Genomic DNA, 13339 nt, shown 5'->3' on the forward strand with positions numbered 1-13339 from the left:
CGGGCGGCCCCGACGGCCCGCGGGACGGCCGCGACGACGCGCACCGGACGGGCGACGACGGTGACGGCCCGTGAGTGCGGGTTCAGTCCTCCGGCGGCGTGGGCAGCACGCGCAGGTGACCCCGCCGCCCGGTGGTGGGGCCGGGACCGGCGGTGACGGTGGGCGAGGCCTCGATGGGCCGGTCGAACCGGCCGGCCTCGCGGACGGCCTCGGCCAGGGCGGTCAGATCGTCGTCCGTGTGCTGCGGCGGCGCGAACTCGCCCTCGAAGCGGACGACCTCCCAGCCGCGGGGGGCGGTGAGCCGGTGGGCGTGCGCGGTGCACAGGTCGTACGTGTGGGGCTCCGCCTGGGTGGCCAGCGGCCCGACGACCGCGGTCGAGTCCGCGTAGACATAGGTGAGAGTGGCCACCGCGAGCTCGGTGCAGCCGCTCCGCGAACACCTCCGGACACTCAGCACGCCCCCGACGATAGCCCCCCGCGCGCACGGTTCCCGACTGCGACGCGCGGGGCGGCCCCACCCGCCCGGGCGCGTACGGACGGGCGACGCCGGGCCGCCGCACCGGCACGGCGCGGGCCCACCGGGTCGTACTATTCGACGGGTGACGACCGCGCGCCGCATCCCGCGCCGCTCCCCCCGCAGGCGAGACCGCCGGGGCCGGGGACTGCGCGGCCTGCTGTACCCGGTGACCACGCCCTCCTTCCGCACCCGGGCCGAGCGGTTCGACGCCCGCGTGCTCGAGGCGCTCGAGCCGATCGAGCTGCGCTGGGGCCCGGAGCTGGTGGACCTCGACCTGGCGGTCGACGAGGTGCCGGAGGTCGAGCGGACCTCGCCCGAGGAGGTCGTGTGGGGCACCGGGGTGCTCGCCGACGCGGGCGTCCCGCTGGCCCAGCTGGTGCCGGCGGGCGTCGACCAGGCCGGGCTGCCCTCGCGGGCGAGGATCGTGCTCTACCGCCGCCCGCTCGAGGCCCGCGCCCGCGGCGGCGCCGACCTCGGCGAGCTGCTGCACGAGGTGCTGGTCGAGCAGGTGGCGGAGTACCTCAACATCGAGCCCGACGCCGTCGAGGGCGGGGCGGACTGAGGGGCGGCCCGGCTTGGTCGCACACCTCGGGTTGTGTCCCACACCCGAATCGACCTGCTCGCACATCGCGGAAGGTCGTGAGACATCCGGTCGACCGGTTGTGCCGCGTCAGAGCACGCGAAGGGGGCCGGAGGATCGTTCCGTGGCCCGGACGCGCGAGAGCCCGGACCGTCGCCGACTGCGGGCACGCAGCCGGACACGCGTCCGGGCTCGAACGAGGGCGGGCCGCATCGCCCGCCCTTCGGGTTCCTCTCCCGGCGCGCTGCGTACGCCGGGAGGGGATGTCGTGGTGAAGTTGTCCGTCGGACCCCGGCCTCAGCCGGCCGCCCGTCGCAGGCGACGACGCTCCCGCTCGGAGAGCCCGCCCCAGATGCCGAAGCGCTCGTCCTGCGCCAGCGCGTACTCCAGGCACTCGGCCCGGACGTCGCACCCCGCGCAGATGCGCTTGGCCTCCCGTGTGGAGCCGCCCTTCTCGGGGAAGAACGCCTCCGGATCCGTCTGCGCGCACAGTGCGCGTTCCTGCCAGTCCTGCTCGCCGTCGTCCTGACCGTCGACCAGGGTGTCGATCAGGCGAAGCCCCTCCGTGGGGCCGATCCCGAAGTTCTCCGGAGCGCCCACCGTCGCTCCGATCGGGTCGCCGATCGTGCCCGCCCCCGTGACGAACACGGTGTCCGTGAAAACGTCCACTCGCCCACCTCCCCGCGCCCGGCGAATGACACCGCTGTAAGTACAGCGGTGTCGGTCGGTTCACCGCAACCCGGGGCTGCCGACCGGGTGACGGGTTCCACCCCTTCGGACACCCGTTCGGCAGAATGGACAAGTGCGCGGAGTCTCCAATCGAGTCAGCCCGTGGTTCCTGCTGCTCCTGGCGGTGACGGTCGTCGGCGGGGTGCTCTGCGTCTTCGGGACCGAGTCCGCGCTGCAGGGATCGATGGTCCTGCTCACCACCGGCGTGGTGCTGCTGGTGCTCGGCGGGTGGTGCGTCTCGCTCTGTCTGCACGAGTTCGGGCACGCCTACGTCGCGCACCGCGGCGGGGACCACAGCATCGAGAACCGCGGCTACCTCACCCTCGACATCCGCCGGTACGCCAACGTCGGGCTCTCGTTCGTGCTGCCCGTGGTGTTCCTGCTGCTCGGCGGCATCCCGCTGCCCGGCGGCGCGGTGTGGATCAACCACTGGGCGCTGCGCTCGCGGGGGATCCGCTCGTTCGTGTCCTTCGCCGGCCCGGCCACCAACCTGGTCATCGGGATCCTGCTGAGCCTTGCGGTGATCTTCGTCCCGATGAACGAGGGGCTCGCGGTCGGACTGTCCTGCCTCGCGCTGATCCAGATCCTCGCGTTCGTGCTCAACATCCTGCCGGTGCCCGGTCTCGACGGGTACGGCGTGCTCGAGCCCTACCTGTCGCCGCAGGCCCAGCAGCTCGGCCACAAGGTGCGCCCGTGGGCCCCGCTCGTACTGTTCCTGCTGGTCCTCGGGGTGCCCGGGGTGTCACGGGTGCTGTTCGGGGTCGGACAGTTCCTCTTCGCCCTGATCGGCGGCGACGCGCAGTACGCCGCCGCCGGCTACAGCCTGCTGCTGTTCTGGCGCTGACCCGCCGCCGGCCCGTCAGCCGCGGGCGAGCGCGACCATCTCCGGCACGGTGTCCGACTCCGGCGGCAGCCCGTCGAGCGGCCACCACGCCAGGTCGACCGACTCGTCGCTGATCGCGGGCACCGCCCCGGCCGGCGCGCGCACCAGGTAGCGGACGTCGAGGTGCCGGGTCGGCACGCCGAGCGAGCAGGTCACGGGGTGGACGTCGACGTGCAGCGGGTGCTCGGCGATCTCCAGCCCGGCGATCCCGGACTCCTCGGTCGCCTCACGCAGTGCCGCCGCCCGCAGCGACGCGTCCCCCGGCTCGCAGTGCCCGCCGAGCTGGATCCACCGGCCGACGCGCGGGTGCAGGGTGAGCAGGGTGTGCTCCCCCGCCGCGTCGACAACCAGCGCCGACGCGGTCAGGTGCCCGGCCGCGCACTCGCGGGCACACGCGTCCTCCGGGCGGGCGAGGCAGAAGGCGATCAGCGCCTGCTGCAGCGCGGCCTGCCCGGCGTCGGGCGGCGACCACGCGCGGAGCTCCTCGACGGCGACGGCCGGGCTCACCATGCGGGCGTCTCCCCTGCGGGGACGGGGCTCACCATTCGAGCAGCCCCGCGGCCGGGTCGGCCGGCGGACGCGGGTGGGCCGCCTCGAGGGGCACCCCGAGCGCGACGGCACCGAGCGGCTGCCAGTCCTCCGCCAGTCCCAGCTCGGCCCGCACCACCTCGGGCGCGAAGATCGTGGACCCGACCCAGCACGAGGCCAGGCCCTCGGCGGCCAGCGCCACCAGGAACGACTGCACGGCGGCCCCGCCGGCCACGGTGAACATGTCCCGCTCGGCCGCGCGGCGGGCCTCGTCCGGGTAGGCGTGCGCGCCGTCACCGGTGCGGAAGGGCAGCACCAGTTCGGGCGCCCGGCGTAGCAGGTCGCCCCGCGCGAGCCGGCGCTCGACCTCGTCCGCCGGACGCCCGTCGGCCTCCAGGTCGGCGCGCCACCGCTCGCGCAACGCGTCGAGCAGGGCGGTGCGCCGGGCGGGGTCGCGCAGCCACACGAACCGGAACGGCGTGCTGTGGTGCGGTGCGGGCGCGGTCAGCGCGACGCCGACGGCCCGGCGCACGGACTCCGCCGGCACCTCCTCGGGCGCGAAGTCCCGGACACTGCGGCGCAGCAGCACGGCCTCGCGCCGACCCTGCATGAGCGCCTCATCGGTGCCCAGCCAGAACAGGTCCTCGTCGATCGGCCGGACCAGGTCGCGCGCCGTCGAGCCGTCCTCGCGCACGCCGAGCCCGCGCACCACCGCGACCGGGGTCCCACCGAGCTTGCCCTTGACCAGGTCCGCGGCGCCGGCCACCTCGTCCGCCAGGGCGACCTCGGTGACCAGCAGCTCGTTGCCCTCCGCGTCGACCGCGCCGCCGTAGCGGTGCAGCACGGTGAGCCCCGCGGACCCGATGGCGACGTCCGTCTGCCCGACCCGCCACGACCGGCCCATCGTGTCGGTGACGACCACCGCCACGTCGACGCCGAGCCGCTCGCGCAGCCCCTCACGCAGCCGGGCGGCGCTCGCATCGGGGTCGACGGGCAGCAGCGCCAGCTCGTCCCGCCGCACGTTCGACCCGTCGACCCCGGCCGCGGCCTGCACGATCCCGAGCTTCGACGCGACGATCAGCGTCTTGCCGCGGCGGGCCAGGACCCGCTCGGTCTCGCCCTCGACGAGCCGGCGGCGCAGCTCGTCCCGCTCCTCGGGATCGGTCGGCGCCGGGACGAGCCGGCCCTCGGCCTTGGAGAAGATCTTGCTGGTGACCACCACGACGTCGCCGGACTCCAGCCACGGGGCGGCCTCGGCGAGCGCGGCGGTCACGTCGTCCCCCGGGCGGAACTCCGGCAGCCCGGGGACCGGCAGGATCCGCAGCCCCTCGGCGGCGCCGTGGTCGGGGACCGGCGACGGGGCCGGCAGAGCGCTCACGGGGCGACCCCGGCCAGCTCGAACGCCGCACGCGCCATGTCCGCCGTGGCCGCCACGTCCGTCATCAGCAGGGGGACGGCCCGGGTCTCGGCGCCCTCGATCTCGGCGGAGTCTCCCGAGTGGACCAGCCAGCCGTCGAGCAGGCCGCCCTTCGCCCGCCCGCCGTAGTGCCGGCCGACGGCCTCGGCGGTGGTCTCGACCCCGATCGCCGAGAGGCACGCGTCGGCCATCCCGCGCAGCGGCCGCCCGCCCACGATCGGCGACAGCCCGACGATCTTCGCCTTCGTGCCGATCAGCGCCTGCGGCATGCCCGGGACCTGGATCATGGTGCCGATGCTGACCACCGGGTTCGACGGCGCGACCAGCACCACGTCCGCGTCGGCGATCGCCTGCGCCGCGGCCGGCAGGACCTTCGCCTCGTCCGCACCCACCGACGCGAACCGGTGGGCGGGGAACTTGGCCTGGTGGCGCACCCACCACTCCTGGAAGTGCACCGCGACCTGCGGCGGCGCGTCGTCGGCCGGTTCCGGGTTGTCGATCACGACGTGCGTCTCGACCCGGTCGTCCGTGGCGGGCAGCAGCCGCACGCCCGGCTTCCACCGGTGGCACAGCGCCTCGGTGACCTGCGAGAGCGGGTAGCCCGCGCGCAGCATCCGGGTGCGGACCAGGTGCGTCGCGACGTCCCGGTCGCCGAGCCCGAACCAGGTGGGGTCGGCCTCGTAGGCGGCCAGCTCGTCCCGCACCGCCCAGGTCTCCCCGGCCCGGCCCCAGCCGCGCTCCGAGTCGATCCCGCCGCCCAGGGTGTACATGCAGGTGTCGAGGTCGGGGCAGATCCGCAGGCCGTGCATCCAGACGTCGTCGCCCACGTTGACCACGGCGGTGACCTCGTGCGGGCCCTCGCCGGGCCCGACGGCCGGCAGCCCGAGGGCGGCCTTCACGCCGAGCAGGAACCGGGCGCCGCCGACGCCTCCGACCAGGACGGTGACCATCACGGCGCCAGGCTACGTCGGACCTCCGACAACCGGCGCAGAGGCTCGCTCCGCTCAGCCGGGGAGGACCTCGGTGACGGCCGCCACGACCTCGTCGGACTCCGGCTCGGTACGCGGCCGGAAGCGGGCCCGCACGGTCCCGTCCGGGGCGACGAGGAACTTCTCGAAGTTCCACTGGACGTCCCCGGCCTCGCCCGCCTCGTCGGCGGTGGCGGTCAGCGCGGCGTAGAGCGGGTGCCGACCCGGCCCGTTGACCTCGACCTTCTCCGTGAGCGGGAAGGAGACGCCGTAGGTGGTGGAGCAGAACGTGGCGATCTCCTCCGCCGTGCCCGGCTCCTGCCCGGCGAACTGGTTGCACGGCACGCCGAGCACGGTGAACCCGCGGCCGGCGAAGCGCTCCTGCAGCCGCTCCAGGCCCTCGTACTGCGGGGTGAGCCCGCACTTCGAGGCGACGTTGACGACGAGGACGGCCTTGCCGCCGAGGTCCGGGAGGGCGCCGCCGTCGAGAGCGGAGAGCGCGGCGATCGGGGAGTCGAGAAGGGCCACGCCCACGAACGTACCCCGCAACGATCTACATCTCCCGGTAGTCCCGCGGACTGAACCGGGGGCCGAAGCGCGGGCGGCGGAACCCCGAGATCTCGACGTACCGCACCGCCCGGTGCCGCTGCGGCGCGTACGGGGCCAGGACCTCGAGCATCCCGACGTCGTCGAGCGGGCGGCCGACCAGCGCCCAGCCGACCACGGTGGGGATGTGGAAGTCCCCGAAGCTGACGGCGTCGGCGTCGCCCCACGCGCGCTGGGCCACCTCGGCAGCGGTCCAGACCCCGATACCGGGGATGCGGCGCAACAGGATCCGGCCCTGCTCGCCGCCCAGCTCGACCGCCTTCTCCAGCCGGTGCGCAACCGCGGCGGCGGCCAGGATCGCGCGCCGCCGGGCCGAGTCCACCCCTGCCTTGTGCCACTCCCAGTCCGGGATGGAGCGGATCTGCGCGGGCGTCGGCGGGACGCGCATGCCCCGCGGCATCGCGCCGGCCGGACCGGGCGCGGCGTCGGAGAACCGCCAGCAGAGCTCGCGCCAGGAGCGCCGGGCCTCGATGCCGGTGACCTTCTGTTCGAGGATCGCGGGTACCAGCTGGTCCCACACCCGGCGGGTGGAGCCGAGCCGGATCCCGGGCAGGCGGCGGGCGGCGTCGGCGATCAGCGGGTGGTGGGCGACGAAGGACTCGGGCTGGTCGTGCGCGCCGAGCAGGGCGGGCAGGCCGTCGAGCTCCCACCGCGCGCCGGGCCCCCAGCCGGCGGCGACGACCGTGCCGTCGCTGCGCCGGGACATCCGGACCGTCGCGGGTCCGTCGGGCGTGGTGGAGACGCGCCAGATCGCGGAGCCCTCGCCGACCGAGCGCCACGACGGGTCACCCCGTCCGCGCCGCAGCGGGGCGAGCACCCCGGCGAGGTCGAGCCGGAAGTCCGGCCGCCACTCGCGCTCGATCACGCGACCACGGTAACGGCAGCCCGAACGCGGTCGTGAGTGCCTACTGCCGCTCTCGGGGCAGTGCGCACTCACGGGGTCAGACGTCGGCCGAGAACCGGACCCCGTGCGGCGGCAGCTGGACCTCCGGCCACACCCGCACGCCGCCCTTGAGCTCGCAGTGCGCCCCGATGACCGCCCGGTCGCCGATCACCGCGTCGCGGACGTGCGCGCCCGCCTCGATCCGGGCGCCGGCACCGACCACGGAGCTCTCGACGACCGCGTGCGGCTCGATCACCGCGCCGTCGAAGACCATGCAGCCCTCGACCTTCGCGCCCGCGCCGATCACCGCGTCCCGCCCGACGGCAGTGCCGCCGAACACGAAGGCGTCCTTCGCCACGGTGGCACCGGGCAGCACGATCGACTCGCCGGCCGGGCCGGGCAGCGCCGCCGAGGGCGCCACGCCGCGGACCAGGTCGGCCGAGCCGTGCACGAGGTCGGCGGGGGTGCCCATGTCGCGCCAGTAGGCGTTGTCGACGTGCCCGCTGACCCGGGCGCCCGCCTCGAGCAGCCCGGGGAAGGTCTCGCGTTCCACCGACACCACCCGGCCCTGTGGGATGTCCTCGATGACCGAACGACGGAAGACGTAGCAACCGGCGTTGATCTGGTCCGTCGGCGGGTCCTCGGTCTTCTCCAGGAACGCCTGCACGCGGCCGTCGGCGTCGGTGGGCACGCAGCCGTACGCGCGCGGGTCCTGCACGCGGACCAGGTGCAGGGTGACGTCCGCGTCCGTGCGCCGATGGGTGTCGACGACGGCGGTGAGGTCGGTGCCGCACAGCACGTCCCCGTTGAAGACCATGACGTTCTCGGTCGTCAGGTGCTTGGCCACGTTGGCGATCCCGCCGCCGGTGCCCAGCGGCTGGTCCTCCACCACGTAGGTGAGCTCGAGGTCGAGCGACTCCCCGTTGCCGAAGTGCTCCTCGAACGTCTCCGCGAGGTACGAGGTGCCGAGCACCACGCGCCGCACGCCGGCGGCGCGGATCCGGGAGAGCAGGTGGGCCAGGAACGGCACGCCCGCCGTGGGCAGCATCGGCTTCGGGGCCGACAGGGTGAGGGGGCGCAGGCGCGTGCCCTTGCCCCCCACGAGCACGACGGCCTCGACGTCGTCCAGCACGAACGGTCCTCTCGTCAGCCGGCCGGTCCCCCCGGTCCGGATCTCCGGTCTCACACTGCTGGTCTCACCGGGTGGACGTTCGTCCACGCGCCTGCGTTGCCCGGGCACGGACCGCGAGCCCGGCCCGCACCGCCGCCCGGATCGGGGCGTTGCGGGGGCCCGGGTGCCGGTCGGCGAGGTAGCGGTAGGCGCTGCGGTGGTGCTCGGCGAGCATCCGGGCCGACACCTCGGGCTTCGAGGTGGAGACCCCGCCGGTGTGCACGACCTCGGCGGTCGGGACGTAGACGTTGAGCCAGCCGGCCCGCCCGAGCCGGTCGCCGAGGTCGACGTCCTCGAAGTACATGAAGTAGCGCGGATCGAACCCGTCGACCGAGTCGAAGGCGCTGCGGCGCACCAGGATGCACGAGCCGGACAGCCAGCCCGCGGTGCGTTCGCCGATCGCCGCGGCTGCCTGCCGGTAGGTCTGCGTCCAGGGGTTGCCGGGCCAGACCCGGCCGAGGACGGCGTGTCCGGCGCCGTGGCCCAGCGAGGGCAGCAGCCGGGCCGAGGGGTAGACCGTGCCGTCGGGCTCCCGGATCAGCGGGCCGAGCGCGCCGGCGCGCGGCCAGCGGCCGGCGGCCTCGAGCAGCGTGTCGATCGCGCCCTCGCCCCAGACCAGGTCCGGGTTGGCGACGACGACCCAGCCCACCTCGGGCCCCAGCCCGGCGACGGCCCGGTTGGCGGCCGTGCCGTAGCCCACGTTCTCGCCGATCCGGAGCAGCTCCACACCGTCGCGCTCCGCCGCCCGCTCGGGCGCGCCGTCGACGGAGCCGTTGTCCGCCAGCACGACCCGGATCGGACGCGCGGTCGCCGCCTTGAGCGAGTCGAGGAAGGCCTCGAGCGTGTCGCCCGGTGAGTACGTGACGGTCACGACCGCGAGCTCGTCCCCGTACGTGCGGACCGCCGACTCCATGGCGGGTCACCCTAACGGGCCCCGGGAGGTCGGTCGGTGCGGGGACCGGGGGCCGACCGATCGGGTCCGGGGACTCAGTCGTCCGCCGGGTCCTCGCCGTCGAGCTCCGCGAGTGCCTCGGCCGCGGCCCGGTCGCCCCAGGTCACCGCCATCTCCAGGTACCAGCGCGCCGCCTCGGGCCGCCCGGTGTCGAGCAGGAACCGGCCGATGGTCCAGGCCCAGCCCGGCTCGTTGTGCCGCTCGGCCTCGCGGTACTCGCGGTCGGCCCCGTCGAGGTCGCCGCGGGCGACGAGGAACGCGGCGTAGGCGGTGTGGGCGCGGACGGCGCCGAGCTCGCCGGCGCGCCGGTAGAGGGACTCGGCCTCCGCGTCCCGGCCCTGCACGGCCCGCACGTCCGCCAGCGCGACGAGCGCGTCCGGCCGCCGCTCGTCCGCGTACCGCTCGGCGGCCACGACGGCGGCGGCGAGGTCCTCCGCCTCGAGGTGCAGCGCGACGAGGTTGTCCGGCGCCTGCGGGTCGCCCGCCTCGGCGGCGTCGGTGAGGACCCGGACGGCCTCGGCGAAGCGGCCGTCGGCACGCAGCAGCAGGGCGAGGTCGTTGGCCGCGGGGAGCTCGCGCTGCGCCACGGCGAGGCGCAGCACCTGCTCGGCCCGCGAGTGGTCGCCCAGCTCGGCGAGCGCGACCCCGAGCCGCCCCGCGAACTCCAGGTGCCCCTGCTCCACCAGCGGCGCGAGGAACTCGATGGCCGCGGTCCAGCTGCCGCTGTCCAGGTAGGCGCGCACGAGCAGGTCCGCCGAGCCCGGTTCGCGCGAGGCGACGGCGCGGCGCAACGGCTCGACCGCCTCCCAGGCCCGGTGCTGCTCCAGCAGCGCCCGGCCCGCGGCCGTCAGCGGCCCCTCCGGCGGCGGCACGGGGATGCGGTGGACGGCGTCGGTCCGGGCCGCCTCGTCGGGCTGTGCGGTCATGCGGGCCCCTCCCGACGTGGAATGTGAATGGTCTCACTCCCCCGGCGGCCCGGCAGGACGGGGCGGTCCGTCACGGAGATGATCACGCGTAGGTCCGAACGGGTCACCCTCCGGGGTGGACGATCGCCCAACGGTGATCTCGAGCCGCCGACACGCCGGGCGACGCGCCGCGATCATGCCTCCGGATGCTGCACCCTCTAGGGGCGGCCGGGTGGCGGCCGCGGGGGTCCGGACCCGACGCCGGCGCGAGGTGAGGAGGTGGAGTGGACCCGACGTCCGGTGGCCGCTCCTCCTCGGGCGGGCCGCGGCGCGAGCGCCGCGCCGGCGCCTCCGCGCTGTTCGGTGAGGGCGGCGCCCTGTCCGGCGGCGGCCCCGACCGTCCCCCACGGGCCCGCGCGACCGGCTCGGCGGGGCGGTCGGACGCCGCGCCGGAGCCGCGCTCCGAACGCCGCACGGGCTCCGCGGCGGGGTCCTCCGCCCGGTCGTCCCGGGACGGGGGCTCCACGGCGGACCGGGCGGGTTCCGGGCGCAGCAGTTCCTCCGGCGCCTCGGCCCGTGACCGCGGCTCCGGCGACCGCTCGTCCTCCGGCTCCGGGAGCGGCCGCCCCCGCTCGACCGGCTCGGGCCGCGACGGTTCCGCTCGGGATGGCTCGGGGCGCGACGAGGGGTCCGTCCCCCGCGGGCGCCGGACCGGCTCCAACCGGGACGGGGAGCCGGGCGGCGCGCCGGCGCGGTCGGGCTCCGCCCGCACGTCGGCCCGCCGGTCCACTCCCGACCGCGACGAGCCCCGCAGGCCCGTCCGCCGGGCCGTCGTCGAGCCGCCGCCGCGCCGGCCCGCCCGGGACGTCTCGCGGGGTACGGCACCCACCCGTCCCCCCACCCGCACGCGCCCGCGCACCCCACCGCCGGCGCGGCCCCGCCCCGCGACCGCTCCGCCGCCCGCCCGGCCGGCCGGCCGGTTCGTCCGCCGGACCCGGATCACGCTGTGCGTCCTGTCCGCCCTGGTCGTGGCGGTCACGGGCACGGCGTGGGGCCTCTACCGCGACCTCACCGCGGGCCTGACCACGACCAACGTCATCACCGGCGGCTCCTCCGGCGGCGAGCAGAACATCCTGCTCGTGGGCGTCGACAGCCGCACGGACGCGCAGGGCAACCCGCTGCCCGACGACGTGCTGCGCATCCTGCGCAGCGGCGCCGAGTCCGGCGTCCTCAACTCGGACACGATCATCGTGCTGCACATCCCCGCCGACGGCGGCAGCGCGACGGCCTTCTCCATCCCGCGGGACAGCTACGTCGACATCCCCGGCTACCGCAAGGACAAGATCAACGCCGCGTACCCGGCCACCAAGGCGCTCAAGGCCGAGGAGCTGGTGAAGTCCGGCGTGACCCAGAAGGACGCCGACCAGCAGTCGTCGGCGACGGGGCGGACCGCGCTGATCGACACCGTCCAGGACCTGACCGGCCTCACGATCGACCACTACGCCGAGATCAACCTGCTCGGCTTCTACAACCTGACCCAGGCCATCGGCGGCGTCGACGTCTGCCTCAGGGCCCCGGTCGACGACGAGTTCTCCGGCGCCCGTTTCGCCGCCGGTCCGCAGACGATCTCCGGCGCGGACGCGCTGGCCTTCGTCCGCCAGCGGCACGGGCTGCCCGAGGGCGACCTGTCCCGCATCCGCCGGCAGCAGGTGTTCCTCGCCGCCGTCGCCGACAAGATCCTCTCCAGCGGTACGCTCACCAACACCGGCACCCTCTCCGCGCTGATGGACGTGGCGAAGAAGTCGCTCGTCATCGACTCCGGCTGGGACCTGCTCGGCTTCGCCCAGCAGGCCTCGGACATCGCGGCCGGCAACATCGACTTCGTGACGATCCCGACGCAGGGCGGCGCGAACAACGAGCGCGGCGACGTCGTGCTGGTCGATCCCACGCAGGTCCACCAGTTCGTCGAGCAGCGGACCGCGCCGAAGGAGGAGCCCGAGACCACCGCGGAGGCGCCCGCCGCGTCCACGGTGGACCCGACGACGGTCACGGTCGACGTCGGCAACGGCTCGGGCGGTACCGGCCTCGCGGCCCAGGTCGCCGACCGGCTCGGCGGGGCGGGCTACCTGCGCGGCACGGTGGAGAACTCGGAGAGCCGCTCGACCTCCGTCGTCCGCTACGCCCAGTCGGACGGTGACGAGGCCGCGCGCGCGGTGGCCGCGCAGCTCGGCGGGATCGGCGTCGAGCAGGCCGACGGCGTGCGGTCCGGGCACGTGCAGGTGCTGCTCGGGGCCGACTTCGCGGGTTCCTCGGCGGCGGCGACGACCGGGACGACGGGGGCGACGACCACGACCGGCGGCTCCTCGACCTCCGTGCCCGCGCCGACCTCCGAGGTCAACGCGGGCGGCGTACCGTGCATCGACTGATCGCCCGCACCCGCGAAGGACGTCCGTGTCGCTGACCGCCACCCTGCTCGACCCGATCCTCGCCGCCGCCCCGGCGCGGCCCCTGATCACCTTCTACGACGACGCCACCGGCGAGCGGATCGAGCTGTCCGCGGTCACCACGGCGAACTGGGTGGCCAAGGCCGCCAACCTGCTGCGGGACGAGTGCGACGTCGAGCCGGGCGGCAGGGTCGCCGTGCTGCTGCCTGCGCACTGGCAGACGGCGTCGGTGCTGCTCGCGGCGTGGTCGTGCGGGGCCGAGGTGGTCGGCGAGCCCGCCGAGGCGGACCTCGTGCTGTGCGACGCCGGGCGGCTCGACCTCGCGCTCGCCGCCGAGCCGTCGGGCGGGGTGGTCGCCCTGTCCCTCGACGCGTTCGGCCGGGGGATCGACGGCCTGCCGTCCGGGGTGATCGACTTCGCCACCGAGGTCCGGCTGCACGGCGACGAGTTCGTGCCCTGGGAGCCGGTGCCCGCCGACGCCCCCGCCCTCGACGGCATGCCGGCCTCGGAGGTGGCCGCCCGCGCGGCGGCGCGGGCCGTCGAGCTGGGGCTCTCCGGCTCGGACCGGGTGCTGTCGACGCGGGACTGGGCCGCGCGCGAGGACCTGGTCGACGGCCTGCTCGCCGTCCTCGCCGCCGGTGCCTCCCTCGTCCAGGTCGCGCACGCCGACGCGGGGCGCCTGGAGCGCAAGTACGAGACGGAGAAGTGCACCGCCCGGCTGTGACGGCGGGCGGGCTCCGGAAGAGCCCCGCAGGT

General features: G+C 75.6%; 14 protein-coding genes. 4 read left to right on the forward strand and 10 right to left on the reverse strand.

Translation table 11 applies throughout. The annotated features are described in order from the left end of the window. Positions 1-82 precede the first annotated feature (82 nt). On the reverse strand, positions 83-457 hold the full coding sequence (locus ACQP04_RS31285) for a DUF3499 domain-containing protein (protein ID WP_433504103.1): 375 nt from the start codon (positions 455-457) through the stop codon (positions 83-85). Between the two features lie 142 nt (positions 458-599). Between ACQP04_RS31285 and ACQP04_RS31290 the strand changes: the two genes are divergently transcribed. Then, on the forward strand, positions 600-1079 hold the full coding sequence (locus tag ACQP04_RS31290) for a metallopeptidase family protein (RefSeq protein WP_037046466.1): 480 nt from the start codon (positions 600-602) through the stop codon (positions 1077-1079). Positions 1080-1394: 315 nt separating this feature from the next. Here ACQP04_RS31290 and ACQP04_RS31295 read toward each other — a convergent pair whose 3' ends face one another. Beyond that, positions 1395-1649 (reverse strand): WhiB family transcriptional regulator, encoded by a 255-nt coding sequence (locus tag ACQP04_RS31295; protein ID WP_197040660.1) that lies wholly within the window; start codon positions 1647-1649, stop codon positions 1395-1397. Positions 1650-1899: 250 nt separating this feature from the next. Between ACQP04_RS31295 and ACQP04_RS31300 the strand changes: the two genes are divergently transcribed. After that, positions 1900-2670, forward strand: coding sequence for a site-2 protease family protein (locus ACQP04_RS31300; protein ID WP_433504104.1), 771 nt, complete (start codon positions 1900-1902; stop codon positions 2668-2670). A gap of 15 nt (positions 2671-2685) precedes the next feature. Here the strand turns inward: ACQP04_RS31300 and ACQP04_RS31305 are convergent, their stop codons facing one another. From ACQP04_RS31305 to ACQP04_RS31340, 8 genes are all read right to left on the reverse strand, one after another. Further along, positions 2686-3219 (reverse strand): NUDIX hydrolase, encoded by a 534-nt coding sequence (locus ACQP04_RS31305; protein WP_433504105.1) that lies wholly within the window; start codon positions 3217-3219, stop codon positions 2686-2688. Positions 3220-3247: 28 nt separating this feature from the next. Further along, positions 3248-4615, reverse strand: coding sequence for a coenzyme F420-0:L-glutamate ligase (locus tag ACQP04_RS31310; protein WP_433504106.1), 1368 nt, complete (start codon positions 4613-4615; stop codon positions 3248-3250). After that, positions 4612-5607: a 2-phospho-L-lactate transferase gene (cofD, locus tag ACQP04_RS31315; RefSeq protein WP_433504107.1), complete on the reverse strand. Its 996-nt coding sequence runs from the start codon at positions 5605-5607 to the stop codon at positions 4612-4614. Before cofD ends, ACQP04_RS31310 begins: the two co-directional genes overlap by 4 nt. 51 nt (positions 5608-5658) lie before the next feature. Beyond that, positions 5659-6150 carry a glutathione peroxidase gene (locus ACQP04_RS31320; protein ID WP_037046746.1) on the reverse strand — a complete coding sequence of 164 codons (492 nt, stop codon included), beginning with the start codon at positions 6148-6150 and terminating at the stop codon, positions 5659-5661. A gap of 25 nt (positions 6151-6175) precedes the next feature. Then, positions 6176-7093 (reverse strand): DNA-3-methyladenine glycosylase family protein, encoded by a 918-nt coding sequence (locus tag ACQP04_RS31325; protein ID WP_433504108.1) that lies wholly within the window; start codon positions 7091-7093, stop codon positions 6176-6178. Positions 7094-7169: 76 nt separating this feature from the next. Next, entirely contained in the window at positions 7170-8240 is a 1071-nt protein-coding gene (locus ACQP04_RS31330) for a sugar phosphate nucleotidyltransferase (protein WP_433508471.1), read from the reverse strand. A 67-nt stretch (positions 8241-8307) separates the two neighbouring features. Then, positions 8308-9195: a glycosyltransferase family 2 protein gene (locus tag ACQP04_RS31335; RefSeq protein ID WP_433504109.1), complete on the reverse strand. Its 888-nt coding sequence runs from the start codon at positions 9193-9195 to the stop codon at positions 8308-8310. A gap of 74 nt (positions 9196-9269) precedes the next feature. Further along, a complete protein-coding gene (locus ACQP04_RS31340; RefSeq protein WP_051737522.1) occupies positions 9270-10160 on the reverse strand; it encodes a tetratricopeptide repeat protein in 891 nt (296 codons plus the stop codon). Positions 10161-10423: 263 nt separating this feature from the next. On the opposite strand from ACQP04_RS31340, the gene ACQP04_RS31345 reads away from it, so the two are divergent. Further along, on the forward strand, positions 10424-12565 hold the full coding sequence (locus ACQP04_RS31345; protein ID WP_433504110.1) for an LCP family protein: 2142 nt from the start codon (positions 10424-10426) through the stop codon (positions 12563-12565). 25 nt (positions 12566-12590) lie between these two features. Next, on the forward strand, positions 12591-13307 hold the full coding sequence (locus tag ACQP04_RS31350) for a TIGR03089 family protein (RefSeq protein ID WP_433504111.1): 717 nt from the start codon (positions 12591-12593) through the stop codon (positions 13305-13307). Positions 13308-13339 lie beyond the last annotated feature (32 nt).

Origin of the sequence: Pseudonocardia halophobica, from assembly GCF_050948485.1 — a bacterium.
In the GTDB taxonomy this organism is placed as follows: domain Bacteria; phylum Actinomycetota; class Actinomycetes; order Mycobacteriales; family Pseudonocardiaceae; genus Pseudonocardia; species Pseudonocardia halophobica.

Bases quoted from the DNA above. Each gene is read 5' to 3' on its own strand.
- ACQP04_RS31305 (WP_433504105.1), bottom strand. From the start codon at position 3,219: ATGGTGAGCCCGGCCGTCGCCGTCGAGGAGCTCCGCGCGTGGTCGCCG.
- ACQP04_RS31335 (WP_433504109.1), bottom strand. From the start codon at position 9,195: ATGGAGTCGGCGGTCCGCACGTACGGGGACGAGCTCGCGGTCGTGACC.
- ACQP04_RS31340 (WP_051737522.1), bottom strand. From the start codon at position 10,160: ATGACCGCACAGCCCGACGAGGCGGCCCGGACCGACGCCGTCCACCGC.